This is a genomic window from [Phormidium] sp. LEGE 05292, assembly GCF_015207735.1.
GTDB lineage: Bacteria > Cyanobacteriota > Cyanobacteriia > Cyanobacteriales > Aerosakkonemataceae > Floridanema.
In genome coordinates this window covers 18,365-44,583 of sequence record NZ_JADEWG010000024.1, presented here as the reverse complement: position 1 = coordinate 44,583, position 26,219 = coordinate 18,365, and the positions used below count along the sequence as shown (strand labels likewise).

Sequence of the window (26,219 nt, the reverse complement as noted above, 5' to 3'; positions counted from 1 at the left end):
ATTCTAGATTTAATTTAATTTATAATATGTTTCAAATGCTAGTTACTGGAAAAAAAACACTATGAAACTGAAATTTTTAGCTAGCGCCGCCACTATCACTATTATGGGATTATTAGCAAGTCCGAGTTTATCTCAAACTGATATCAATGCTGAACTAAATGCCGAACTAAAACAAGCAGTCTGTACTCAACAATGGCGAAAAGCCATTAACATTTTAAATCGCATGAGAGCGAGAGTACCACAAATGGAAAGTCAGCTAATTAGTTATCGCCGCCAAATCCAAACTTTAGCTAATTCTAGAACGAGAATTCAACAAAATTGGCCTCCCCAATATTGTACTGTTACTGCTACAAATACTCCAGCAGCTACACCACAAACTACTCCTACTCTCCCGCCAACAATACCAGCAACAACACCAACAATTTCCGCAGTTAAAGGCGAGGTTGCTGTTAATGAAATTAGTGCTGTATTTCGGGGTAGAACTGTGCGGGGTGTAGTGGTAAATAATACTAATAATCCGGTGACAAATGTCAAAATTAATTTTGCAATTGTCCGCAATACTACAGCAGATGGAGAACCAACTGAAGAGCGAGCTGTTGAAACAGGTTCACAGGAAATTGCTGGTACTATTCCCCCTGGAGGACAGGTTAATTTTGAGGGAAGTGTGAATCAAAGAATTAGGGGTGATGCGAAGGTGGTTTCTGTGGAATGGAAAAATACAATTGATAATTCGGATGGTTCAAATCCACCGAAACTAAATCCTCAATAGCCTGTTTTTTCGGGAATTTTTGGTGTTTTTTAAACCGTAGAGACGCAGAGGACGCAGAGAGAATGAGGGGTTTAAAGGTGAATTGAAATGGTTAAATTAAGCGGCGAATTTTAGCAGCGGTTAGAGGAGAAAGTGTTAATATCAGCATACCAATTGGTAAAAGTCCGCCTTTGAATAAGTTATAATCTGCGGCGATTCTTTCCCAGGAATAACCTGCTACATACAGTCCAAATGTCACCTCAAAAGTTAGCATTAACAGCAGCCAAAGTAAGCCTATAGCTAACAACTCAAAGAGGCTTTTTGCACCAATCCATTTAATGAAAATAAGGGTAATTGTTAGAATAATCGCTGCACCTGTGAAAACTCCGATTTGTCTGGCGTGAAAATCACCGATGTAGGGTACAAGTAGCAGGGTGCGTGCGATTCCATTTGCTATTTCACCACAGATAATAATTACCCAAATTACCAGGCTTTTTAAAAGTATCATTGGGTGTTTACCTCCGATCATTTTGAATCTAAAACCTTACCACCAGTCATTAAATAACCAATTTGTTCGACAGTAGAGGTAGTTGCATCTAGGATATCCACAAATTTACCTTCATACATTACCGCAATGCGATCGCTCACCACCATCACTTCTTCTAACTCGGTGGAAATATACAAAATTGCTGCACCTCTTTCTCTTTCAGCTAACAATTTTTGCTGTACGTATTCTGTCGCACCTACATCTAAACCCCTAGTTGGTTGCATGGCGATAATTAGATCGGGATTTCCCGAAAGTTCCCGCGCTAAAACTACTTTTTGTTGATTTCCTCCTGAGAGTTGACTAACTTTAATTGCGGGGTTTTCGGCGCGAATATCGAAGTTTTCTATTGCTGAATTTGCATGATGATTAATTACCGAATATTGTAGTAACCAACTCCGACAAAAAGGGAGAAATTTAAATGCTTTGAGAATCAAATTTTTGGCAATGCTAAAACCCATCACTAAACCCATTTTTTGCCGATCTTCAGGAATGTAAGCAATGCTTTTTTTGGTTGTTTTTTTGCTAATTGTTCCGGCGTAAATTTGGCGTAAATTGGCGATCGCATCTGCTAATTCTCGCTGTCCATTTCCATCTATTCCAGCTATTCCCAAAATCTCCCCAGAACGCAATTGAAAAGAAACATCTTTTACTACCAGTAAATCCCTTTCATCTCGCACCTGTAAACCCTGCACTTCTAACAATACATCTCCAGGAGAATGAGGAGGTTTATTTAATTGAAATAATACTTCTCTTCCTACCATTAATCGTGCTAATTCCTGAGAGTTTGTCTCTTTAATGTTTAAATTTGCTACTACTTTACCTCGTTGCAAAACTGTTACCGTATCGCAGAGGTTCATCACTTCTTCTAACTTGTGGCTAATGAAGATGATTGTGCGATCGCGATCGGCTAATTGCCGTAAAATTTTCGCTAAATTTTTCACCTCTGGCGGCGTTAATACCGCTGTTGGTTCATCTAAAATTAATAACTTTGCTTGTCGATAAAGTGCTTTTAAAATTTCTACTCTTTGCTGAATTCCTACAGGTAAATCTCCAACTTTTGCTAAAGGGTCAACATCTAAATTAAATGATTTAGCTAATTGGGAAATTTCCCGACTTTTTTCTGATAAGTTCAACCTTAAATCTAACTTAGTCCCCAGAATAATATTTTCGGTGACAGTTAGTTGCGGTACTAACATAAAATGTTGGTGAATCATGCCAATTCCCCGCTGAATTGCCATCGCAGGTGAGTAAATTTGCACGGGTTTATTTTCTAAATAAATTTTTCCAGCATCTGGTTGATAAAGTCCGCAAAGGATATTCATTAATGTAGTTTTACCAGCGCCGTTTTCCCCTAATAAAGCATGAATATTACCTTTATTAAGTATTAAGTTAATATCATCATTAGCAATGAAATTGCCAAAGCTTTTAGTAATACTTTCGAGTCGCAAGTAAGTCATTTTTTTGCTGATAATTAGCTTATTAAACCGCTACAGACGCAGAGGACACATAGAGAAAAAAGAGAGAAGTTTATAAGTTTTTTCTCTCGTTACCAGGTTCAACCTGGTAATGATATCTGGGAGGTTCTACCTCCCCTACTGCAAGATATAATACTATGCTTGCTTTACACAGCGCGTACTTTTCCCATTTTCTTGACAAGCTTCAAACAGTATCTTTTTGGCTAAAATTGCCTGTTTTGTTTGCAATGCTTTTTGTTGTAAATCTTGAGGAACCATCTCGCCAAACTTTCCTATATAGAGAATTTCCGGTTTTTCTAAACCAATGGTATAAATTTCACCTTTGAGCTTATTTTTTATTGCTAAATCAGCCAGATAAGCAATGGCTAAATCAATTCGTTTCACAGCACTAGTTAATACTGATTTTGGTGCTATATTTAATTGATCGGTTGTATTGCCAAAAGTAAAAACTCCCTTTTCCGCAGCTGTTTGTAAAACCGCCGGAGAAGCATTATCTAACCACTGATAAATTACATCAACTCCTGATGAAATTAAAGCTAAAGATGCTTCTTTTGCTTTCGCCGCATCATTCCAATCACCAGTATAACTTGGGATTATTTGAATATTCGGTTTAACTGATTTAACACCTAACTGAAATCCTCTCAATTCTTCATCGGTTGCTTGAAAAGATTGTGCTGATAAATATGCGAGTTTGTTTGATTTTGTCATATTAGCGCCAATAATGCCGCAAATATAACTTGCTTGTAAATGATCTATTCGCAAAGATGCCATATTTGCACCTTGTATTGCACCATTTACGCCGACAAAAAATGTTTTAGGAAATTGGGGTGCTACTTGTTGAATTGCTGCATCAAATTGTCCCCCATGAGCAAATACTAAATTGTACCCTCTTCTAGCAAAATCTGATAAAGCTTCTGTTTGATCTGCTTGTGCTATTTTTTCGACAAAAGCAGTTTCTACTCCTAGTTTAGTTTTCGCTGTATTCAACCCTTCAAAACCAGCTTGATTCCAAGCTTTATCAGTAGTAATTCCTGGCAGTACCATCGCTATTTTGAAACTTTTGGCATCAGTAACAGCGTTAGTATTGCTAGTTGTATTACCTGCTGTTGGTGGAGTAGAATTAGGATTGTTACCACAGGCTTTTAGTAGTAAACTAGTACCAAAAGCAGCGGAAGCGTAGTAGATAAATTGTCGTCTGGGAAGTTTTTGAGACATATTGCGATCGCCTTATTTACCAACTTTAGAGACTCAACTAGTTATACTGGTAAATCTTTGTGCAGAATTAGACGGTATTCTGAGATACATTAACAATATCATCTATTTAGCTAAAACAATGAGTCGATCGCTAGTTTTAAAACAAATACCGACACAATTAATTACTGTAAAAAATTTTCTTCCTTTCGGACAAGTGATTTTTCCTAGTCAAGATGGCAAAACTTTTGATGCAGAGGACGCACAGTTAAATTTACGAAATGGCACTCCTCGATTTTATATTATGCGCCTAACTCACAGAGGACGCAAATTTCATAAAATTACTCGTCATGTTCAATGTACTCAATGTCTTGGTTCTTTAGCAGGAAAAGATTGGTTAATGGCAGTAGCTCCTCCTAATAATAACACCGATCAACCTGCGATCGAACAAATTGCTGCTTTTCGCATTCCCGGAAATTGTTTTATTAAATTAGAAGTAGGAACTTGGCACGCAGGGCCATATTTTGATCATGAATTTGTAGACTTTTATAATTTAGAACTTACTAATACCAATGTAATCGATCATTTCACTCATAATTTTTCCCAAAGTCATCAATTAGAATTCGAGTTTGTTTAAATTGCTTCGCTTTTATAAAGCCAAAAATACTTAACCGAGTAGTATTTAATTCGATCCCCCCTAACCCCCCTTAATAAGGGGGGAACCGGATTTACGATCCCTCGCTAAATAAACAGCGAACCATCTTTTAGCTTCCCCCTTTTTAAGGGGGACGGGAGGGGGATCAAAAACGCTTAAGCTTATAACTAGCAACTTGGATTATTAGACTAGTCTTCCCTATCTATCACTTCCCCACAAACAATTTCATAACCCCAATTTGGATTTTGATTGGCAAGCTTTTTCGCTGCGTCATATTCACCTAAATAGCAAAGTTCTGCTAGCAGTTGATATCCCTCTTCTTTCTGCTTTTGCAGTCTTTCCCGACGCAACTTTTCTCTTTCATCATCTGAAAGGGGAGTGCGTCCTAAATCCAAGGCATCAATTTGGTTAATTTGTTTCATCTTTATAGCTCTAAAAAGGAATTAAGTCTACTAATTCACCATCAACAATTGCGTATCCCCATTCCGGGTGTTCCGTAATTTGCTTTTCCACTAATTTTTTACCCATAGGAGTTTTGTAAACTGCTTTTAGAGTATCAATATTAGGAACATCGCTGGCTGAATCTGGCTTTTTTTGGGTAACTTTTTGCTCATTATGATTTATTTGAGCGAGACTTTGGTAGCTAGAAGATTCTAGGGAAAATTGGGGTGATACTGCTGTCAGTTTTTGCATGACACTCTCTTTTGTAATAGCAGGTCTATCTGTAAAAGATGGTGGTAAATAAGGGGTTTTTATTCCTGATTTTTTGGCTTTAATTGCTTCGTCGGCAATGCGATCGCATTTCCTTAAAAAACCCTCCCACAAATCCTTACCCAAAACCGGATTTCGCAAATCAGAACGCGCTTTAGATACAGCAACTTCTAAAGGTTCACCTTTTTGGACATAATATTGGATGCGTTCTTCTTCAAAAGCCGGATAAGCTATTCCTATTTCAATTTCCCAATCGCGCTTAACTTTTTGACTTTCTCCTAACGGAATTCCTTGGACAAATTCATCCCAAAATGGCGATACTATACCTTTAGTTATCCCATCTATTATTTTAAACACCCAATCCGCCGGATTGTAAAAACCTTTTTCCTTGGCATATTCTAACAAAAGTTTTTGAAATTCGGCAAATTGTTCATGACTTTTCCAAGGGCCATTAAATTGATAGTTAGGTGTAACTTTTACGGCAATGGGTGGACGTTGCCACGGTACATTTAGTTCGGTTTTTTTCACCGCATTTGGTTGAATTGTTTTAAAAATAACAGTTTCCTCAAGAGTATTGCTCTTTAACTCATGTAAAAGTTCATGTAACTTTTCCTCTAACGCTTCTAAATTTAGCCAAAATTCTAAAGCATTACTTTGCTGTTCAACTAATCTTTCTTTCAGCAAATTTCGCTCAATTAATTCTTTTCGTGCTAATTCCTGTTCTCTGCTATTTAACCCAGTTTCTTGTTCTATTTCTTGGACGCTAATTTTGAGCCAATCATAGGGATTATTTGATCGCGATCGCCATTGCAAAAGGTGACAAAAAAATATACAAGATGTCACGCTACCAGTTACTTTTGCTAATCTTGGATAATAAACTGCTGTTTTGCCTAGATCGCTTAAAAATACACCGATTTTCACTCGTAAATACTCCGATTATTTTTAATCATTGTTTATAGCATCAAATCTTATTTTAGTTGTTTCCTTGATTGTTCTTGCATGGCAATCGCGATCGAAGCTGAGACTGATTGTTTCAAAGGCTAAGAAGTTAGTAGTATTACGTAAATTTTATCTAAAATTAGTTTTTAATGTGAAGTTATCATCAAGAATTTATGAATTTAAGGTTAAGCTTGTGTAGTAATACCGAATTTCTCTAGCGCGGCAAAAACAACCGTAAGGAGTCAGAGTATGAGTAGGGCAAGTTTGCTAGCAATGTCGGCAGCACTTGGCGTTACCGCAGGTAGTCTGGGACTAGCAATACCTGCATTCGCTGTTGAGTTAACACTAGTGCAAGACCCTGTAGAACTAAGCAGCTGGACAGATTTAGGATGGAAAGTGGAAGGTCGTGCAGGCGCACCTTTTGGAGAAGATTATGAATTTGCGATCGGCCCAAATGGTGCCCAAGCGAACAATACCGGACAAATTTACCGAGATTGGAACAATGGCGAACTAGTAGATTGGTCATTTAATTGGAATGGTCAAACTGCTAAATTTACTCTAGGTGGTGAAAACATTTCCTACTCTTTGTCTAATCCTTCACCTAACATTTTTAATGCCTTTTCTTTGCTGACAAATGTTGATACCAGAAGTTACAATGCTCCGGTTTTGGGAAAGGAAAGAGTAGAAGAGGGAACTCAAATCGATTTAATAGTTAAAACCCTTAACGGTCAAAATGCAACTGATACATCAGGAATATTAAATAGCGTTTTTAGCAGTTCTATTGGACAAGCAGCAGAAGCCAAAAGTTTGAGTCAAAAATTCTTTTCTAGTCCTGAAGCAATTACATCTTTAACGGGAACGGTGAAGATGAGTTGGTTAAATATTGATCCCAATGAAATTAAAGCTCGTTCTCGCGTTTCTTTTCAAATTCAAGGTTACGATTTTCAGGGACAAAGTTCCATTCCTGAACCAACTTCAACATTAAGTTTATTAGCTTTTGGTGCTTTTGGTGTTAGTTCACTAATTAAACGCCGCAGCCTAAGTTAAAAGAGATTCTCATAGTAACGCAAGTTGCAAGTTATTAATTCTTTCGGAGTTCCCCCGTGATGTTAATAGCGAAGCTTCCGCTGGTTCCCCCCTTATTAAGGGGGGCGGAGGGGGGATCTTCGGCTGTGATTACTAGATTTAGATCCCCCCAACCCCCCTTATTAAGGGGGGCTAAGAAAGAGTCAGACTTATAACTAGCAACTTGAGTTAGTAGCTAAAATCAGGCAAACTATCAAATAGTGAAATTTGCCTGATTAGCTGTTAAAATAAGAAAATCAAAACCAACAGCAACAACAGCTTTATGGAAGAAAAAATACTCACGGCGGCTGAATATGTTGATACAATATCTCAATTGGTAGATTTGTCGATCGACCCCGAACATCGCCCAGGTGTAATCCAAAACTTTGAGCGAATTATGGCGATCGCTAAATTAGTTACAGAATTCCCGATACCAGAAGATCTCGAAGCTGCACCCATATTTGAACCATAATCAAAAGCAATCTAGATTTATCTGTAGAATCAATCCAAAATCTAAAATCTAAAATTTAAAATCGAATGGCTTACGGTTTTCCTGATGCTACCCAAATCGCTGAAGTAGTTAGACAAAAAGAAGTTTCCGCAAAATCAATTGTCGCAGCATCTTTAGCCAGAATTGCTGACCGAAATTACAAGTATAATTGCTTTACTAAGGTCATAGCTGAAAACGCTTTGGTAGAAGCAGAAAAAATTGACCAAGCTATTACTGAAGGCAAAGACCCTGGCATTTTAGCCGGAGTTCCTTTTGCAGTTAAAGACCTTTTTGATGTTGCCGGAATCACAACTTTAGCTGGGTCAAAAATTAACGCGGAAAATCCTCCAGCTACCCGTGATGCTACCGCAGTTGCTAGGTTAAAAAAAGCAGGTGCAATACTTGTTGGCGCATTAAATATGGACGAGTACGCCTACGGTTTTGTCACCGAAAATAGCCACTATGGGCCTACTCGAAACCCGCACAATCTTAACTGTGTTGCTGGTGGTTCTTCTGGCGGTTCCGCTGCTGCTGTCGCCGCTGGACTCGTACCCATTACTTTAGGTTCTGACACCAACGGATCGATTAGAGTACCTGCCGCTTTTTGTGGAATTTTTGGTTTAAAGCCTACTTATGGTCGTTTGTCTCGGTCTGGCGCGTTCTTATTCGCTTCTAGCTTCGATCACATTGGCCCTTTTGCTCGATCGGTCAGAGACCTTGCCGCCATTTTTGATGTTTTGCAAGGCGAAGACAACAGCGATCCCGTTTGCACGAAAAGACCTCCAGAACCTTGTTTACCGCAATTAAATCGGGGAATTGAAGGTTTAAGAATTGCCATTGCTGACGAATACTTTGCCGAAAATGCGGAGCCCGAAGTATTAGCAGCAGTCGCCAAAGTTGCTATCGCTTTAAATACTACTGAAATAGTAACTATTCCCGAACCACATCGGGCAAGGGCAGCGGCATTTATTATTACTGCTAGTGAAGGTGCAAATTTACATTTAAAAAATATCAAATCTCGCCCCCAAGACTTTGATATTGCCACACGCGATCGCTTTATTGCCGGGGCATTAATTCCTGCTAATTGGTACATTCAAGCCCAGAAATTTCGACGTTGGTATCGCGATCGTTTGCGAGAAATTTTCACCAATGTAGATATAATTATCGCCCCGACCACACCTTGCGCCGCCCCGCAAATTGGTCAACAAAAAATGGTAATTGCTGGGGAAGAAATGTTAGTTCGTCCTAACTTAGGATTATTTACTCAACCTTTATCTTTTGTCGGTTTACCAATAATTTCTGTACCCCTACAACGTCCCGGCGAACTACCTTTAGGCGTACAAATTATCGGCGCACCTTACAAAGAAGCATTGATTTTAAGAGTTGCAAAATACTTAGAAGCTCAAGGCATTGTTTCTGCGCCAGTTGTACAGTAACGGAATAAGGGGACAAGGGGATGGGGGAAGTTAATCAACGCAAAATTCGATCGGGATTTACGGATTTACAGGATTTCTTGATTAATCATCTTGCTCATCATCTAAATCATAAAATCCTGAGCAAGGCTTTCTTAATTAATCCTGATTATCCTGTAAATCATCAAATCCCGATCAAGACTTTCTTCTGTCCTGCGATCGATCGCAAGCTTTCTTCGCTCTCTCCCGCGCTTTGGCTAAAACTTCCTTTTCATCCACTGTCAAAATTTGGCGATTTTGCATCACAATTTCCCCGTCTACCATCACAGTATGTACATCTGAGCCTCTAGCTGAATAAACTAAAATTGCGATCGGATCGTGCAACGGGGTCATGTGTGGAACTTGGGTATCAATTAAAATTAAATCAGCTAAAAAACCTGGTTGAATCGCACCTAAAGAATCACCCATACCGATCGCTTTTGCACCACCTCTCGTTGCCATGCGAAACACATCTTTTGCTATTAAAATATCTGGCTGACGAGTAACAACTTTGTGCAAAAGTGCCGCATCTTTCATAGTTTGAATCATGTCTTGAGTGTTGTTACAAGCAGGCCCATCACACGCCAATCCAATGTTAATATTTTTGGCTCTTAATTGAGGAATTGGCGCTACTCCAGAAGCTAAAATCATATTACTGGTGGGGTCGTGGATGACGTGAGTATTAGTTTCAGCAATTAACTCAATGTCGGAGTCAGAAAGGTGAACGCAATGATTTAACATTACCTGTTCTCCCAATGCTCCCACATCTGCTAACATTTCAACGTTACTTTTGCCCGTGCGCTTTCTTACTAAGTCGTTGTACTCTGGAGTTTCGGAAGTATGGAGGTGAAGGGGAACATTTTTAGTTTGGGAAATTTGGACGGCATCTTCAAAAGCTTGGGGACTGGAACTCCAAGGAACTAAAGGGCCTACACCAACGCGAGTTCGGCTAGTTTGACAATGACAAATTAAGTGTTCGGAACGGCGCACGCTCTCGGAACGAGTTTCCAAAAAACCGTCAAAAAAGTTTTCGTCATTTGTGCAACGAAATAAGATGGAACGAATACCCGTTTTATCTAAACTATTGACAGCAATTTCATCTACACCGTCGCTGTAATGGGGGGTAAAAAACACTTCGCAAATAGTAGTGTTGCCTGCTTTCAAATTTTCGATCGCGCCCAATTCCATACTAACAGCGTAATCTTCTGGCTCAAAAGCTTGCATGAGGGGAATTTGCGCTTCTGAAAGCCAGTGTAACAAAGTGCGATCGCTGCCCAAAGAACGCCCTAAAATCATACACAAATGGGTATGAGCGTTGATGAAGCCCGGACAAACTAACATTCCTGTTGCATCTATTTCTTGATAAACATCGCTAATTTCAGGTTGACCGCTGCCAACAGCAACAATTTTGTTTTCTGCAATTAAAATATATCCATTGTCGATGATTGTCCCAGCATCATCGCTAGTTAGAATCGTTCCCCCGGAAATTAGCCAATTAGACATTTGTCATTTGTCCTTTGTAAATCTTAACTTCTGATCAATAACTAATGTTTAATGTTTTTTTGTCATCCTCCTATGGGAACACTAATATTAAAGAGTTGATGAGTTGAGTTGATAAATATGGAATTAACTAATATTAGCACTAAGATTCCTGGCTATCGCATTACCGAGCCATTGTATGTAGGCTCTAAAACTCTGGTATATAGAGCAATTCGGGAATTAGACGAGCAACCTGTAGTTATCAAACAACTCAGGCAGGAATACCCTACCTTTAAGGAGTTGTTGCTATTTCGGAATCAGTACGCGATCGCCAAAAATCTGGATTTGCCTGGAGTGATCCGCTGCTACAGTTTAGAAAACTACCGCAACAGTTATCTCCTGATAATGGAGGATTTTGGCGGCATTTCTTTAAAAGAATACATATCACATCGGATGCTTGATTTAGCCGAGTTTTTGCCGATCGCTTTACAAATTGTTACTGCTTTAGATGGTCTTTACAGCGAGCGAATTATTCATAAAGACATCAAACCTGCAAATATTCTGATTAATCCAAATACCAAACAAGTTAAACTTATTGATTTTAGTATTGCTTCCCTACTTCCCAGAGAAACTCAGGAAATCAAAGGTACTAACGTTTTTGAAGGTACTTTAGCCTACATTTCTCCAGAACAAACTGGACGGATGAACCGAGGAATTGATTATCGTACCGATTTTTATTCCTTAGGAGTAAGTTTTTACGAATTACTAACTGGGAGACTTCCTTTTCCCACACACGATCCAATGGAATTGCTTCATTCTCATCTTACCAAACAACCGATCGCAGTCCAAACTTTAAATCCGACAATTCCCTTGGTAGTATCAAACATTATTGACAAATTAATGGCAAAAAATGCCGAAGATCGTTATCAAAGTGCTTTAGGAATTAAACATGATTTAGAAAATTGTTTAAATCAATGGCAAGAAACAGGGAAGATTGAATTATTTGAGTTAGGTAAACGGGACATTTGCGATCGCTTCGTCATTTCCGAAAAACTTTATGGTCGTCAAGAAGAAGTTAACACATTATTAGCTGCGTTCGAGAATCGCGTGAGTCAAGGTAATAGCGAACTCATACTTGTCGCGGGATTTTCAGGTATTGGTAAAACAGCCGTTGTCAACGAAATTCACAAACCAATTGTCCGACAAAAAGGCTATTTTATCAAAGGAAAATTTGACCAATTTCAGCGGAATATTCCCTTTTCTGCCTTTGTGCAAGCCTTCCGAGATTTAATGGAACAATTGCTCAGTGAAAGTGATGAAAGGCTCCAACAATGGCAGAAAAAAATCTTAGCAGCTTTGGGAGAAAACGGTCAAGTAATTATTGAAGTTATCCCCGAACTAGAACAAATTATTGGTCAACAACCAGCAGTTCCCGAACTATCAGGTGAAGCAGCACAAAATCGCTTCAATCTCCTATTTAAAAAGTTTATTCAAGTCTTCGCAACTCAAAACAATCCCTTGACAATTTTTATTGATGACTTGCAATGGACAGACTCCGCTTCCTTGAAACTAATCCAATTATTAATGAGCGAAAGTGATACTGGTTATTTATTATTAATTGGAGCTTATCGAGATAATGAAGTTAATCCGACACATCCGTTAATTTTAACTTTAGAAAAATTGCAAAAACTTGGAGTAACCGTCAACACAATTACTCTGTCTCCTTTAACTTTATTAGACTTGAATCAGTTGATTGCTGACACCCTAAACTGTCCATTAGACTTAGTACTTCCCCTGACAGAACTAGTGTATCAAAAAACTCAAGGTAATCCATTTTTTAGCAATCAATTTATCAAATATTTATATGAAGAACAGGTAATTAGTTTTAATTTTGAACTTGGCTATTGGCAATGTAACATAGCGGAAGTCAGGGCATTAGCGCCAACAGATGATATTGTGGAATTTATGGGACAACAACTACAAAAATTACCCCAAAATACCCAAAATGCCTTGAAACTTGCAGCTTGTATTGGTAACGAATTTGATTTGCATACATTAGCGATCGTCGCCCAAAAAACCTCCGCAGAAATCGCCACTGATTTATGGATAGCACTACAAGAAGGATTGATCGTTCCCAAAAATGAAGTTTACAAATTTTTCCAACAACATGAATTAGAAAAGGTCAATTCTGCTTTATCAATTAATTCAAATAAGGCGGCTACTTATAAATTTTTACATGATAGAGTACAACAAGCCGCTTATTTTTTGATTCCCCAAGCTCAGAAAAATTCCACCCACCAGCAAATAGGCAAACTGCTTTTACAAAATATACCCCTTGCAGAAAGGGAAGACAATATTTTTGAAATTGTCAACCATCTCAACATCGGTGCTAATGAAATTACAATTGAATCAGAAAAAGCAGAATTAATTCAACTTAATCGTGTTGCTGGACACAAAGCAAAATTAGCTACAGCGTATGAACTTACTGCTAAGTATTTAAATATGGCTTTAGATTTGCTGAGTGAAGATTGCTGGGAAACAGAATACGATCGGGCAATTAATGTTTATTTAGAAGCGATCGAAGCAGAGTATTTAACCGCTAACTTTGAGAAAGCGGAATCTTTAGCAGAAATAGCTCACAAATTCGCTAAAGAAGAGCTAGATAAAGTAAAAATTTATGCCAAACAATTGTTACTTTTAATCACTCAAAATCGGCTGGCTGAAGTATTAAAAACAGCAACAAATGCTTTGCAAATTTTAGGAGTTGATTTACCAGAAAATCCCGATGCGCCATCTACTTTGGTAAGCAAACTTCAGGAAGATATGATTAGTCAGGGAATTCAACAAATTGAAGATTTATCTCGCTTAGATTTGATGACCGATCCCACTAAATTGGAAGCAATGCGAATTCTCATGATTTTGTTTGCTCCAGTTTTGATTGGCTATCCTCATCTGATGCCACTTTTAGGTTTTAAAATGGTGGATTTGTGCGTTAAATATGGCAATTCACCATTAGCAACCTTTGCTTATGTTTTTTATGGTTGGTTACTTTGTGGTGTGCTGGGAGATATCGAAGCAGGATATAAATTTGGTCAATTAGGTGTGAATTTGTTATCGCAATTTAGTATCAGCGAAATTAATTGTCGCACTGAAGAAGTATTTTATGGATTTGTTAAACATTGGAAAGATCATTTATCAACAACTCTCGATCCTTTGCTGAAATCATTTCAAGCTGGAATTGATGTAGGAGATTTGGAATATGCAGGTTACAGCGCCACTATTTACTGCCACAATCTCTTTTTTCTCGGTCAACCTTTGGATTCTGTGACTCAGGAACAAGAAAAGTATATTAATGTAATGCGGAAAAATAAACAAGAATTCTTGATTCGTCACACCAGTATTATTCGTCAGTTAGGGTTACAATTCCAAGGAAAATCTGAAGCAAAATATCAACTGATTGGCGAAAGTTTTCATGAAGTGAGGATGATGCCAGAGTTGATAGAAAAGAAAACAGTGATGTCCATCTTTTCTGTCTACAGCTGCAAAGCGATGCTTTGTTATTTCCTAAAAGACTTTCAGCAAGCTTTGGCAAATGCGCGATCGGCAAATGAATATGTCATAGCTGTTGGCGGTATGAATGTCTTTGCTGAACACTACTTTTATTATTCCCTTACTTTACTAGCTTGTGCCAATACAGCAGCAGAAGATACTCTTAGCGTCTATTTAGAACAAGTCAAAAATAATCAAGAAAAAATGCAAGTTTGGGCAAATTCTGCACCGATGAACTATCAACATAAATATGCTTTGATCGAAGCAGAAAAGTTACGAATTTTGGGAAAAAATTGGCAAGCCGCAGAATTATATGACCAAGCGATTCTAGGTGCAAAACAACAAAACTATCTGCAAGAAGAAGCTTTGGCTAATGAACTTGCAGCCGAGTTTTATTTCAGTCAAGGACGTGACAAGTTGGCTCAAGTTTATTTAGTTGATGCTTACTATGCTTATGAACGCTGGGGAGCAAAGATAAAAATTCAGGATTTAGAACAACGATATCCGCAACTAATTAGCTCAATCCTAGAATCAGAAAAACTCTATCTTCAGTCAGTACAAACCACCATAAATAATAACTCTTTTGTCCAGGATACTAATACTCAAACCTTAATTACACAAGAAAGTTCTAGTACTTCTGAATCTCTAGATTTACTAGATTTAGCAGCAGTGGTTAAAGCTTCTCAAGCATTGTCTGGAGAAATCCAACTCGATCGCTTATTGGCTAAATTGATGCAAGTAGTAATGGAAAACGCAGGTGCAGATCAAGGAATTTTAATACTTAACAGAGAGGGAAGTTTAGAAATAGTCGCTCGTTGTTTTGGTTCACGAGATTTCTATCAGTTAAGTGTACCTGTTGAATCAAGTTTTGAGATCCCTTTGCCTGTAATCAATTTCGTTAAACGCACCCAAGAAACTCTATTAATTAACGATCCTCTGAGCCATACTTCCTTTGCCACAGATGCTTATTTTATGGATCATCAACCTAAGAGTTTCTTGTGTACTCCGATACTCAATCAGGGCAAATTAATTGGTATACTTTACTTAGAAAATAACCTAACTTGTGGAGCATTTACGAGCGATCGCTTAGAAGTCCTCCAACTACTTTCTTCCCAAGCCGCCATTTCTTTAGAAAATGCCATCCTTTACAGCACTTTAGAACAAAAAGTAGCAGAACGTACCCAAGAACTTTCTCAAGCGTTAGAAGATTTGAAAACAACTCAAAAAAGGCTTGTAGAATCGGAAAAAATGGCAGCTTTAGGTAGCTTAGTAGCGGGAGTAGCACACGAAATTAATACCCCAGTTGGCACTAGCATTACCGTAGCTTCTACCTTAGCTGATGCTACTCAATCATTTATGAATGCCGTCGAACAAGGACAATTAAAGCGATCGACTTTAAACAACTATTTGGAGGTAGCCAGCGAAAGTACAGATTTGATTTTACATAATCTCCAACGTGCGGGAGAATTAATTCAAAGCTTCAAACAAGTAGCTGTCGATCAAACTAATTTAGAAAAACGTACTTTTGGCGTAATATCTTATTTAGAGGAAGTTTTACTTAGCCTTGCACCCCAATTTAAACAAGCCGATCATGTTTTAACAATAGAAGGCGACGAAACGATCGCCATTGATAGTTATCCTGGTGCATTGGCACAAATTGTTACCAATTTAGTAGTAAATTCCCTCACCCACGCCTATCAACCGGGAGAATGCGGAAATCTACGATTAGAAATTTCCCAACTGAATCAAGAGGTAATCGTTCAGTACAGTGATGATGGTTGTGGTATTCCTGAAGAAAATTTGGATAAAATTTTCAATCCATTTTTTACTACAGCCAGAAACCAAGGAGGTAGCGGTTTAGGGTTACATATCGTTCACAATTTAGTTACTCAAAAACTCCAAGGAACGATCGATGTTAGTAGCAAACCTGGTTTGGGAACACTATTTATTATGAAATTCCCTCTTTGATATCATGTCCGGTCAATTACCCCCACTGTAGAGACATTGCGTGCAACATCTCTACAGGGTTTCTCAAAACTCAGAACATATCCAAATTTTAAAAATCAAAATCTCATTTATTGTAGAGGATAAGTCGATGATGTTGCATCAAGATCACAACAAAAAAGTTCAGTCAGATGATTGCAATGACGATTTTTTGATATTAGAAGATGAGACTACTTTAGTCGATACCGAAGTTAATGCTTGGAAAGTTGCGATCGTAGATGACGATCCAAGTGTCCACCAAGCGACAAAGTTAGCCTTAAAAAACTTTGTTTTTGAGAATAAATCATTAAATTTTCTCTCAGCATATTCCGGTTTGGAAGCAAAGCAATTAATGGCGAAAAATCCTGATATTGCTTTCATTTTGCTAGATGTGGTTATGGAAACCAACGATGCTGGGTTACAGGTGGTGCGGTATGTCCGCGAGGAATTAAATAATCAGAACGTTCAAATTATTTTACGTACAGGTCAACCAGGGGAAGCGCCAGAGGAATCGGTGATTGTTGCCTACAACATCAACGATTATAAACTTAAAACAGAACTAACCCGACAAAAACTGATTACCACTGTAATTTCAGCTTTACGTACTTACCAAAATGCGATCGCCCTAGAAACCCAAGCTAAAAACTTAGCTCAAGCTTTGCATACTTTAGAAAAGACTCAACTTCAGCTAATTCAAAGCGAAAAAATGTCTACTTTGGGTCATTTAATCACTGGGATTGCTTACGAAATTAATAATCCCTTGGGATGGATTTCTGGTAACTTGAGTTCACTAGAAGAAACAGTAACAAATTTATTGAACGTAGTTGAGTTGCATCATCAAAAATGTCCTAACACCTGCGCTGATATTAAATCAAAAATCGACGATATTGACCTAGAATACCTTGGCGATGACTTACCTAAAATGATTGCTTCCACAAAGGAAGGAGTCGATCGCTTACACCAGTTGAGTCACAGTTTACACACCTTTGCCATAAATAATACAGGTACTAAGATTCCACTGAATATTCATGAATGTATCGACAGCACTCTGCTGATCGTTAAACATCGCTTGAAAGCCAATAACAATCATCCGGTAATTGAAGTAGTGAAAGATTATGGCAATATACCTTTGGTTGAAAGCGTTCCTGGACAATTAAATCAAGTATTGATGAATCTGCTCAACAATGCTATTGATGCAGTCAAACAATCTAATCAAGGACGCAGTTTTGCAGATATTCAAGCAAATCCCAATCGCATTACTATTCAGACAGCCTGGAAAGATGAAACACATATTGTCATCCGCATTAAAGATAACGGCGTGGGGATGTCCGAAGCAATTAAACAACAAGCTTTTGAACCATTTTTTACCACGAAACCTAATGCACAGGCTAGCGGATTAGGATTAGCGATCGCACGTCAAATTATAGTCGAAAAACATGGCGGCAGTATAGAAGTGACATCATCCCCAGGAGAAGGTTCTGAGTTTGCGATCGTCCTGCCAATCAATTAGAAAGCTGCATGAGATCGCTGCAAATCTGTAAAAGTTCTCCATTCGATTTTGGGATTTTTCATCCTTAAATCCCAAATCAATTTATCACTAAATATAAAAAAAATAGCCTGATTGCGCTAATGCAACCCCTGGATTCAGCATTAGCTGAACAAAATGGTACTTCTGATTTCCCAGCGTACTTCGTCTACTCGGCTGGCAAAGAAAAGTATTTAGGTTACGATCCAATTGTCAACAAAGTTGGTGATGCCACAAACATTGCTAAATTTGATGTAGCACCAACAGCAGACAGTTTTACTTTCTTCAATTAAGCATAATGTAGAGACGTTATATATAACGTCTCTACAAAGTTTTCCATTAAAGATAGTATGTCTAATTAACCGGACATAATATAACAGGCAAAAACTGAAGTTTCCTAACTTAAAGGAAACTTCAGTTTAATTTTCTACTTTACGACTACGACAAACTCCCTTAATAACTTGATCTTGCTGACCATAACTGATATTGATAATTTCTCCAGTTTTTGTCACAATAGTAGCTTGGGTTGGAGAAACAGTAGTAAACAAACCACCTGTTTGATAAGCACTACTTTCTGCTTCAGAACGCTGTCTTCCAATGAGTTGTTGCCAACCACCTAAACGCGGATTTTTATCATCTTTCCTCGCAGTACAGGCTAACAATTCCTCTTGACTTTGCTCGGCATTTTTTCTGTCTGATGGCTCTGTTTGAGCATAGATAGGGAGAACTAAACTATTCAAAGTAATAGCAATTGCGCTGATCAGGGCTATTTTCATATCCAGTTTGGGCTTTAAGTTAATTAAACTAACGATCGCATTCAGAGTAGCTTTGTTCCCAGTTCCTTGCCTAAATATGATAAATCACCGCTACGAATTTAACTTCATAGCGGTACAAGATGTCAAACTTTTAAGCAATTTAAAATTACAAAGTCTATGAATCCCGGCTTCTGACCCTGGTGCAAGATCTGAAGTTTACCACATACCTCTGACTGGTTCAGTAGTACCTGTACTTGTGTTAGTTGTAGGTGTAAATGAAATCGCTAAAAGTTTCTTCGTTCCTGTGTATGTTAAGTCGCCTTCTGGAGAGATTTCACCAGTACGAGTAACTGCTAATACTCCTTCTGCGGGAATCTGTTGAGATTGACCTGCTCTGATAGTAGTTAAAGATACTTTATATCCTCCGGTTTCTGTGTTTTCCGTAATCCGACCAACCAAAGCGTAACGTCGTCCGTCATCTGTTGTAATGTTCAAAATTGCGGTTTTAGCTTGTCTGGTATCAACGGTGACGCGGCTGATTTTGACAGTTCTATTTTCCCCATTTTCTTCTAAAGTTATTTCTCCCGATCCCTGGTAAGTAATGAGTGCTTGGGCTAGAAGTTGTGGTTCAGTAGGTTGAGCATTTACTACTTCTGATTTAGTAAATCCTACAGTATAGGCAGTTAGAGCAACAATGGTTAATACCTTGGCGATTTGTTTCATAAGTAAAATCTATCTCCATGAAAAATTTTTCTTAAAGTGCATCATTTGCACTCATCAAACTGCTTTGGTGAGGTTAGTTATTACAAAAAGCTGTTGTTAAACTAATTTAGCTAACTGCATAGAATATTACTATAGGCTGCCCTGTTTGTAAACAGTTATTTTTGACTTACTTACTTCCTATAAGTTTTTTATTTTTATTATGTAATATAACTAGTTTGGGAAAGTATTAGCTATTTTAGCAGTCAAATTTAATGTTTTTTCATTTGTGTAAGGGAGGATTTTACTCAACTTTATCCCCCCAATTGTAGCTATTAACTATTTACTGAGTTTAATTTTAGATTTTAGATTTTAGATTTTAGATTTAAAATTTGCTAATCCAAAATCCAAAATCCAAAATCTAAAATTGTTTTAGCTGTTAACCAGATGTTCGATCGCATCTGGATGAGTTGGCAATTCACCAGTAATTACCTCACAACCAGAATCCGTAACTAACACATCGTTTTCAATGCGAATTCCCCGAACATCAGAGAATTGTGCCAAGCGATCCCAATCCACAAATTCTTGGAAAGATTCTCTGCGATCGGGATAATTCAAAAGTGAAGGAACTTGATAGAAACCAGGTTCAATACTGACCAACATTCCCGCTTGCAAAGGACGATCCAAACGGAGGAATTTTAAGCCAAAGCGATCGCTTCTTGTCCGCCCCAACTCATAACCCGATAAATCGCCTAAATCCTCCATATCATGAACATCTAAACCAATTAAATGCCCAATTCCATGCGGGAAAAATGCCGCATGAACATCATTTTCCACCAACTCTTCCACATCACCTTTTAAGATGCCCAATTGTACCAACCCATAAGTAAGAGTTGTCGCCGCCTGAAGATGAATATCCTTGTATTCCACCCCTGGAGCAATTTTAGCGATGCAAGCATCATGGGCCGATCGCACCACCTCATAAATATCACGTTGCGTTGGTGAAAACTTACCAGAAACAGGCCAAGTGCGCGTCACATCAGAAGCCCACCCCAGCGCCGTTTCCGCGCCCACATCCACCAGCAACAAATCCCCATGATTTAAAGCCCGGTAATGCTGTTCGTTGTGTAGCACTTCTCCATGAACAGTCACAATGCTGTTATAAGCACAGTTCATTTGCTGGGCGAAAATCACATTTTCCATTGCCGCCCGTACTTCCGCCTCAAATTTGGCGTGACGAGTCGCCGCCATTCCCGTCCGATGCGCCTGTACCGTGCAAGCAGCAGCTTTGCGTAACTCAGCTATAGCACCAGCATCATGGCAAAGGCGCAATTGGACAATAGCATAAGCCAATTCCCAGTCAATCCAACTCAAGGAACTAGCCGAATACAGCCAACGATGTAGCATATTTGACTGTTGCTGTTGCAGGTAAACATCCTGAACCGGAATCGTAGCACTACTGTATGCTCTCGACCATAATTCTGACATTGGGAAAGCAATATTTGCCCCAATCAGTTCCGCAACTTCTTCCCTGAGTAACTTTTTCCCATGCCACAGTTCATCATCTAAACTGGGGTCATCCATGTACAGTTCCAGCGTCCCTGGTGGTTCCATGCGAATCGCCACATTTTCCAGGGGTATACCAGCAAAGTAAAGAAAATGACTGCTGGCGCGAAAAGGTAACTTATTTCCCGGAAAATTCCGCGAACTGCGAACCCCTGACCAGAGGACGACCGGAAAATTAATCATCTTAAAGAGTTTTTGCCGTCTTTTGCGGAGAGTATCAGCAAGGGAAACCCGACTGCCATTAGTCTCCGCCCAAGAAGCTGTTTGTGTCAGCATAAAAGGAAAATTGTTAATTGACTCCGCTGGCCTTTCGATCGTGAGTTGCATTATCTGAACTAACCCTCCGGGAGCATATCTCTTTGTCAGAATAACAAAAGAGTTAAGTTTGAGAGTAGGACAAAAGAATGACTCCTCAACCCAATACTGCCCAAAACAGCATCAAGTTTAGTGATTGGTCAATTGTACAACTACCGGGATTGAGTGCCCAAGACTGCGCCCAACTCTCGGAATGTGGGATTAATACTACTGTGCAATTGTTAGTAAAAGCAAATACCTCAGAAAAAAAATTAGCCTTAGCCAATCAACTACAGAAACCCATACATCACGTCCAAAAATGGGTAGCATTAGCAGATTTAGCCCGCATTCCCAGCGTCGGTTGTCAATATTGTGGCTTACTCTTACACGCTGGCATTGCTTCAGTCAACCAATTAGCCCAAAGTTCCGCCCACAAAGTACATCAACAAATTTTAAAATTACAAGTTTCCACCATGCAGCGTCGTGACCTTTGTCCCCCTGTCGAAGAAGTTTCTTGTTGGATTCAACAGGCGAAAACTCTTTTGCGAAAATGAGGTACAACAAGCAAGCTAAGGGGGTATCCAGTGAACTCATTTCGTGATTATAAAAATAGAGCTTCTCAGTACATCACTTTTGTTGATTCAGAGTTTTATCCAGACTATTTAGCTCAAGCACCAGCACTTTACGGTAGCCTACTAGAAAAATTTGCTGAATTAGTTCAGACTGCTAATAGTTCTGCCAATCTCCTGATTAACATCACCGAATTAAACGATCCATTACGTATTCAACTACTCAGAATCTTTCGCAAATATGCCTCACCAGATACATCTGTCGAAATGCTAAAAATCAAGAAAAATATTCCCAACATAATCAAAGATTACGGGAATAGATTTCGAGATATACAAGAAGTTAGCGAAAAATTTGCCAGTCGTCCAAAACCAGATGAAGCATTAATGGCTATCCTCATGGAATATAAGGATCGTGGCAAAAAGGGATATGAATTAACTGAGGCTTTTTTCTTATGGTTTGAGGCTCATTTTGGCTCAGAATATCTTATTCAAGGCCCTGTACGTGCGGGAAAAGACGTGCTACTCAATAAAGTTTTGCAGAATTGGAAATCTAAAACTCCAGCAGACATTTTTATTTCTCGTAACGATCGCACTCCCCTAGTTGTAGGTTTTGCTCGTTACGATACAGACCGAGGAGGAGGACAGGAGGACGATCGCATCAGTGGAAATCGAGATAAAGTTACACAAATTCTTGAATATGCCGAAACCTACAAAATTCCCCTAAAAATACTTTTTCTTAATGATGGCCCAGGACTAACTCTTGGTTCAATGTGGAATGATTATGCAGATTTGGAAGACAATGGACAAGGAAAAGTAATGGTATGTACTCTAAAAATGCTAGATGAAAGATTCACCAAAGATTGGCTTGAAAGTTAAGTTTATTTTTCCAAACTTCAACTGTATTTTCTGGAATAGGTTTTAAATCTGAAGCAAGCTCAAAATACATATCCAGTCCGCCGTGCAAAATTCTATTTGTATTAATCAAAGGTTCCTGTTTCGGTGTACTTCCATTACCATTAACAAAATCACCCATTGCTTCAGTTCCATTAGCTAAACGATGAACTGTAATGTCCATTGCTAATGGTGAATTATCTATACCGATCCACTCTCTTTCTAGTTCCTCTGCAACTGCAACTGTAGTCCCACTTCCCAAAAAAGCATCTAATACAAGATCCCCTTTATTGGAAGAGGCAAGTATAATTCGCTTGAGAATTTCTGGATTTTTTTCGGTTGGATAACCCGTAATCTTAATATTTTGATTATGAGCATCCTTGAATTCAAGCCAAATATCTTGAACTCCAATACCTTTACTATTATCAAAGTACACTTTCCTTCTAGGATTGCCTGTTTGTGACCAATAAATTTCGCCTCTGGCATCCATTTCATCTAAAACTTTTGGTGGGTATTGCCAATGTTTACCAGGTGGCGGAAGCATACCGCGCCAAGGTTGACCTGTTTCGCCTTTTCTCACTCCTGGTGCATGAACAGGAACTTTTTTGTAGAGTCTTCCTGTCTCTTCTTCTATATATTGATATTCTTTTTTAGCTGTAACCTCTGTCCAAGCTTCAAAGGGTTGATTCCAGACATAATCATCACCTTTTGTATAAAAAAGAATATAGTCAGAAATGTTGCCGTATTGCTTGCGGGTGTAATTTTTCGGATTGCATTTTTTTCGAGTAATCCAATTCCGAAAGTTCTTAGCTCCGAAAATTTCATCCATTAAGACTTTGACAGGAAAAGCCATGTTTTCATCTAAATGGAGATAGATAGATCCATGATCTGCTAATAGTTCTCTAAGTAAAATCAAACGTTGACGAATAAATTCTAAATAATCTGCTCCATCTAAAAAATCGTGATAGGCATGAGTTTGTTTTCTAGACTCAAAGCCTAGTCCTGTAGCGTAAGGCGGATCGATATAAATTAATCCAACTTTTCCGGCAATATCAGCATCATCTAATAAAGTGCGGATAACTCTTAAATTCTCTCCGTAAATGAGTCGATTTTTTGGTTGTTTATCTACGCTGAGAACTCGATGTAGTTTGGCTGGAGGAGTATTAAATATTTCATCAATAGAAGCTTTTCCTTCATACTCTAAGCGAAATGATAGCTTAGGATTATTCTTCAAGTTGCTTTTGGCTTTAGTTTTACCTGGTATTCCTGTTGCCATTTAACTGTTAATTCTTTTGGATTCATCAATTAAATCTAACACTTCTTGTTCTACAATTCTCGATCGCACCAAATCCAACCTATCTCGATCTGCTAATTCAATAATCTCCGTTAGGTATTGCCGCACTTGCTGGGCAATATCAGGTTGCCATTGACGCTGTTTCATATCAAGTTCTTGAGTTAAAGCATCCATTACAAACTTTTCAGCGATGATGGTTGTCTACTGAAGTTTAAAACCTTTAGCTGCTAATTGTTGGCGGAGACTTTGAATAATTACGATATCAAGGGTATTTTCGCCATTATTGCTATTAGCTTGGCGTTGATTGGCAACATATTGATTACGTTTTTGCGATAAGTCACGGATAGCAGCTTGAATTCTGTTTCTTTCAGCCTTCTTGTTAGCTACATATTCGCGCTTTTGAGCTAAAGTCATTCCCCGCATAACTGGCGGTAAAGCATTATCTGATAATTGTTCGAGGTTGACAATTCCTTGATCGATCGCATCAATTAAATCCCAAGAAGCATTATTATAATATCCTGAAGCTTTTGAAATACTACGCATTGCTAAATTTTGCCCAGAGTTACTATCTTCTCTAGTCTGTCGTTGTTGTCCAATTTCTCCTTGTGTACCGTAGGGAATAAAAGTTTGATTGAGTTGAGAATTTAAACTAGCAATTTGCTCATCATAAGGAGATTTAATAAATTCAACTTTTTTATCTTGGTTAATATTAAAATGACTACCTCGTGCTAAACTAGCTCCTGAAGCCCAAAGTTGTCGCTCTTGACTTTCTGCTGAACCACAATAAATAGTATTAACTACGACATCTTTTCCAGAAGCAAGAGTAATGGCTTCACGCCAAGAAACCTGACCTTGATCGAATGGTTCGTTACCAGCAATAAAAATCACTCGAAAATCTTCTGGATCTTTACTCCAATTTAATTGTTGCATAGCCGATCGAATTACCCAACCAGCATATTCTTGACCGCCGTTAGTTCGGATCGTAAATAGCTTTTCTGAAACCAAATCTAATTCCGAAGTAAATCCAGTTAATAATCTGACAAACCCTTCTTGAGAAGGTATACTATCATTACCATAATGGTAGAGAGCAACTTCTAAATCTGGTATTTCCCCATCTTTGGTGACTTTAGTTAACGAATTAACAATTTGCCAAATTTGAGTCCGAGTTTGGTCAATCAGTCCATCCATGCTATTACTAGAATCTAGCAGAATAGCGAGCTGAATTTTAGCTTTAGCCAAAGCCGTACTAGGAAAACATAAGATGCTCAAGCTTAGGGCTATAGAAAAGAGAATTCGAGAGAGTTTCTGCATAATGGTTTTCTGATTTTCTCTATTAAATAGTATCGTTTGCGAATGTAACTTAAATATTCAGTTACATTTTAACTGAATTCATCAATCAAGAAACCCGATTTATTCAAGAAACCGGGTTTCTTTTTTTTCAAACAACAAAACCTAATTAAACCTAGATAACAATTCTTCACGGGATAACTGTAACAACAAAGCAGTTGAATCTGCGGGCGGTAAAGCTAACAAAGGCTGAATAATTCCCCTTAGTTCATCATCCAACTCTCCAAATTTCGCACGCAACAAATTTTCCACAAAAATTCGTTGTCCTTGCTCGATACCTTGCTGAGTAGCTTCAGCCAAACGTTGCTCATAAAGTGGTGACAAACGCATAATTAAATCCTGCTCCTCCGGCTCCAAATTTTGGCTTACTTCTAATATAGTCTTGAGGTTACTTAACAACTCCAACACCACAACCCGCAAAGGATCGTTTTCGGGAATTTTTGCCAAATCATCAATAGCTTCTTGCTGCACTCTCCCCTTACCTAAAAGGCGTAACCAAAGAGTTTCTTGAGTTTTCGGTAATTGGTGAATTACCACAATACCCGCTTTCCAATGTGCTGGGAAAAAATAAACCCCGCTGCCCCAGTTTTCTGCATCAAGTGTAGCGCCAAAACCTGATAATAGAGCTTCTGATGCTGTAGGAGAAACTATCCAAAGAAAAGGTAAATCTGTCTCCTCAATACGAGTATTATTTCGTCTTGCTTGACGTTCTAAAAAAGCAAAAACATCAAACAATTTGCCCATACAGCTACGAACATCACCCAAATTAATCGCATTCCGATAAGGTTCAAAAATCGCCGCAGTAGCCGCCAAGCGTCCTAATAATCCCAACTGAGTAGCAGGTGCAACCTCCCCCCTTGGGGCAAACCAAACATCAATTTCCCGCACTTCACCCGCAATATTACGACTTGTTTCCACCTCTCCTAAAGGTGATAACAATTCTTTAAGATAATCTTTGGCAAATTGGTCATAACGAAAAACAGTCATTAGATTAGA

General features: G+C 38.5%; 23 protein-coding genes. 10 read left to right on the top strand and 13 right to left on the bottom strand.

What is annotated here, in order from left to right:
- The first annotated feature begins 61 nt into the window (after positions 1 to 61).
- The gene (locus IQ264_RS09635; protein ID WP_193980547.1) at positions 62 to 769 is read left to right on the top strand and encodes a hypothetical protein; all 708 of its coding nucleotides are present in this window, start codon (positions 62 to 64) and stop codon (positions 767 to 769) included.
- Between the two features lie 91 nt (positions 770 to 860).
- On the opposite strand, the gene IQ264_RS09630 is transcribed toward IQ264_RS09635, so the two are convergent.
- The 3 genes from IQ264_RS09630 to IQ264_RS09620 all read right to left on the bottom strand — a co-directional run bounded on the left by IQ264_RS09630 (position 861) and on the right by IQ264_RS09620 (position 3,985).
- Entirely contained in the window at positions 861 to 1,256 is a 396-nt protein-coding gene (locus tag IQ264_RS09630) for a hypothetical protein (RefSeq protein ID WP_193980545.1), read from the bottom strand.
- Between the two features lie 17 nt (positions 1,257 to 1,273).
- Positions 1,274 to 2,752, bottom strand: coding sequence for an ABC transporter ATP-binding protein (locus IQ264_RS09625; RefSeq protein ID WP_193980544.1), 1,479 nt, complete (start codon positions 2,750 to 2,752; stop codon positions 1,274 to 1,276).
- 153 nt (positions 2,753 to 2,905) lie between these two features.
- The gene (locus IQ264_RS09620; protein ID WP_193980543.1) at positions 2,906 to 3,985 is read right to left on the bottom strand and encodes a BMP family protein; all 1,080 of its coding nucleotides are present in this window, start codon (positions 3,983 to 3,985) and stop codon (positions 2,906 to 2,908) included.
- 118 nt (positions 3,986 to 4,103) lie between these two features.
- Between IQ264_RS09620 and IQ264_RS09615 the strand changes: the two genes are divergently transcribed.
- Positions 4,104 to 4,598 carry an ureidoglycolate lyase gene (locus IQ264_RS09615; RefSeq protein ID WP_193980573.1) on the top strand — a complete coding sequence of 165 codons (495 nt, stop codon included), beginning with the start codon at positions 4,104 to 4,106 and terminating at the stop codon, positions 4,596 to 4,598.
- 206 nt (positions 4,599 to 4,804) lie between these two features.
- Here IQ264_RS09615 and IQ264_RS09610 read toward each other — a convergent pair whose 3' ends face one another.
- Positions 4,805 to 5,038, bottom strand: a complete 234-nt coding sequence (locus IQ264_RS09610; protein WP_193980541.1) for a hypothetical protein — start codon at positions 5,036 to 5,038, stop codon at positions 4,805 to 4,807.
- 10 nt (positions 5,039 to 5,048) lie between these two features.
- Positions 5,049 to 6,248, bottom strand: coding sequence for a hypothetical protein (locus tag IQ264_RS09605; RefSeq protein ID WP_193980540.1), 1,200 nt, complete (start codon positions 6,246 to 6,248; stop codon positions 5,049 to 5,051).
- A gap of 267 nt (positions 6,249 to 6,515) precedes the next feature.
- Between IQ264_RS09605 and IQ264_RS09600 the strand changes: the two genes are divergently transcribed.
- The 3 genes from IQ264_RS09600 to IQ264_RS09590 all read left to right on the top strand — a co-directional run bounded on the left by IQ264_RS09600 (position 6,516) and on the right by IQ264_RS09590 (position 9,257).
- Entirely contained in the window at positions 6,516 to 7,313 is a 798-nt protein-coding gene (locus IQ264_RS09600; protein ID WP_193980539.1) for a choice-of-anchor W domain-containing protein, read from the top strand.
- 301 nt (positions 7,314 to 7,614) lie between these two features.
- Positions 7,615 to 7,803: a DUF4089 domain-containing protein gene (locus tag IQ264_RS09595; RefSeq protein WP_193980538.1), complete on the top strand. Its 189-nt coding sequence runs from the start codon at positions 7,615 to 7,617 to the stop codon at positions 7,801 to 7,803.
- A gap of 65 nt (positions 7,804 to 7,868) precedes the next feature.
- The gene (locus IQ264_RS09590) at positions 7,869 to 9,257 is read left to right on the top strand and encodes an AtzE family amidohydrolase (RefSeq protein WP_193980537.1); all 1,389 of its coding nucleotides are present in this window, start codon (positions 7,869 to 7,871) and stop codon (positions 9,255 to 9,257) included.
- A 171-nt stretch (positions 9,258 to 9,428) separates the two neighbouring features.
- Here IQ264_RS09590 and IQ264_RS09585 read toward each other — a convergent pair whose 3' ends face one another.
- Positions 9,429 to 10,775: an amidohydrolase family protein gene (locus tag IQ264_RS09585; protein ID WP_193980535.1), complete on the bottom strand. Its 1,347-nt coding sequence runs from the start codon at positions 10,773 to 10,775 to the stop codon at positions 9,429 to 9,431.
- A gap of 117 nt (positions 10,776 to 10,892) precedes the next feature.
- On the opposite strand from IQ264_RS09585, the gene IQ264_RS09580 reads away from it, so the two are divergent.
- From IQ264_RS09580 to IQ264_RS09570, 3 genes are all read left to right on the top strand, one after another.
- Positions 10,893 to 16,268 carry a trifunctional serine/threonine-protein kinase/ATP-binding protein/sensor histidine kinase gene (locus IQ264_RS09580; RefSeq protein ID WP_193980534.1) on the top strand — a complete coding sequence of 1,792 codons (5,376 nt, stop codon included), beginning with the start codon at positions 10,893 to 10,895 and terminating at the stop codon, positions 16,266 to 16,268.
- Between the two features lie 127 nt (positions 16,269 to 16,395).
- The gene (locus IQ264_RS09575) at positions 16,396 to 17,793 is read left to right on the top strand and encodes a hybrid sensor histidine kinase/response regulator (RefSeq protein ID WP_193980532.1); all 1,398 of its coding nucleotides are present in this window, start codon (positions 16,396 to 16,398) and stop codon (positions 17,791 to 17,793) included.
- 119 nt (positions 17,794 to 17,912) lie between these two features.
- Entirely contained in the window at positions 17,913 to 18,101 is a 189-nt protein-coding gene (locus IQ264_RS09570) for a hypothetical protein (protein WP_193980531.1), read from the top strand.
- A gap of 126 nt (positions 18,102 to 18,227) precedes the next feature.
- Here the strand turns inward: IQ264_RS09570 and IQ264_RS09565 are convergent, their stop codons facing one another.
- From IQ264_RS09565 to IQ264_RS09555, 3 genes are all read right to left on the bottom strand, one after another.
- Positions 18,228 to 18,584, bottom strand: a complete 357-nt coding sequence (locus IQ264_RS09565; RefSeq protein WP_193980530.1) for a hypothetical protein — start codon at positions 18,582 to 18,584, stop codon at positions 18,228 to 18,230.
- 195 nt (positions 18,585 to 18,779) lie between these two features.
- Positions 18,780 to 19,286, bottom strand: coding sequence for a hypothetical protein (locus tag IQ264_RS09560; RefSeq protein WP_193980528.1), 507 nt, complete (start codon positions 19,284 to 19,286; stop codon positions 18,780 to 18,782).
- Positions 19,287 to 19,694: 408 nt separating this feature from the next.
- Positions 19,695 to 21,104 (bottom strand): aminopeptidase P family protein, encoded by a 1,410-nt coding sequence (locus IQ264_RS09555; protein ID WP_193980527.1) that lies wholly within the window; start codon positions 21,102 to 21,104, stop codon positions 19,695 to 19,697.
- Positions 21,105 to 21,232: 128 nt separating this feature from the next.
- Here IQ264_RS09555 and IQ264_RS09550 point away from each other — a divergent pair, with 128 nt between their 5' ends.
- Both IQ264_RS09550 and IQ264_RS09545 read left to right on the top strand, forming a co-directional pair.
- Positions 21,233 to 21,676 (top strand): DUF4332 domain-containing protein, encoded by a 444-nt coding sequence (locus tag IQ264_RS09550; protein ID WP_193980526.1) that lies wholly within the window; start codon positions 21,233 to 21,235, stop codon positions 21,674 to 21,676.
- Between the two features lie 30 nt (positions 21,677 to 21,706).
- Positions 21,707 to 22,567, top strand: a complete 861-nt coding sequence (locus tag IQ264_RS09545) for a hypothetical protein (RefSeq protein WP_193980524.1) — start codon at positions 21,707 to 21,709, stop codon at positions 22,565 to 22,567.
- Here the strand turns inward: IQ264_RS09545 and IQ264_RS09540 are convergent.
- From IQ264_RS09540 to IQ264_RS09525, 4 genes are all read right to left on the bottom strand, one after another.
- Positions 22,542 to 23,858, bottom strand: a complete 1,317-nt coding sequence (locus IQ264_RS09540; RefSeq protein ID WP_193980523.1) for a site-specific DNA-methyltransferase — start codon at positions 23,856 to 23,858, stop codon at positions 22,542 to 22,544. The two genes, IQ264_RS09545 and IQ264_RS09540, sit on opposite strands and share 26 nt — an antisense overlap.
- On the bottom strand, positions 23,859 to 24,050 hold the full coding sequence (locus IQ264_RS09535) for a hypothetical protein (RefSeq protein ID WP_193980521.1): 192 nt from the start codon (positions 24,048 to 24,050) through the stop codon (positions 23,859 to 23,861). It abuts the gene before it with no gap.
- A gap of 27 nt (positions 24,051 to 24,077) precedes the next feature.
- Positions 24,078 to 25,187, bottom strand: a complete 1,110-nt coding sequence (locus IQ264_RS09530; RefSeq protein ID WP_193980519.1) for a VWA domain-containing protein — start codon at positions 25,185 to 25,187, stop codon at positions 24,078 to 24,080.
- 141 nt (positions 25,188 to 25,328) lie between these two features.
- Positions 25,329 to 26,210, bottom strand: a complete 882-nt coding sequence (locus IQ264_RS09525) for a hypothetical protein (RefSeq protein WP_193980518.1) — start codon at positions 26,208 to 26,210, stop codon at positions 25,329 to 25,331.
- Positions 26,211 to 26,219: the final 9 nt, after the last annotated feature.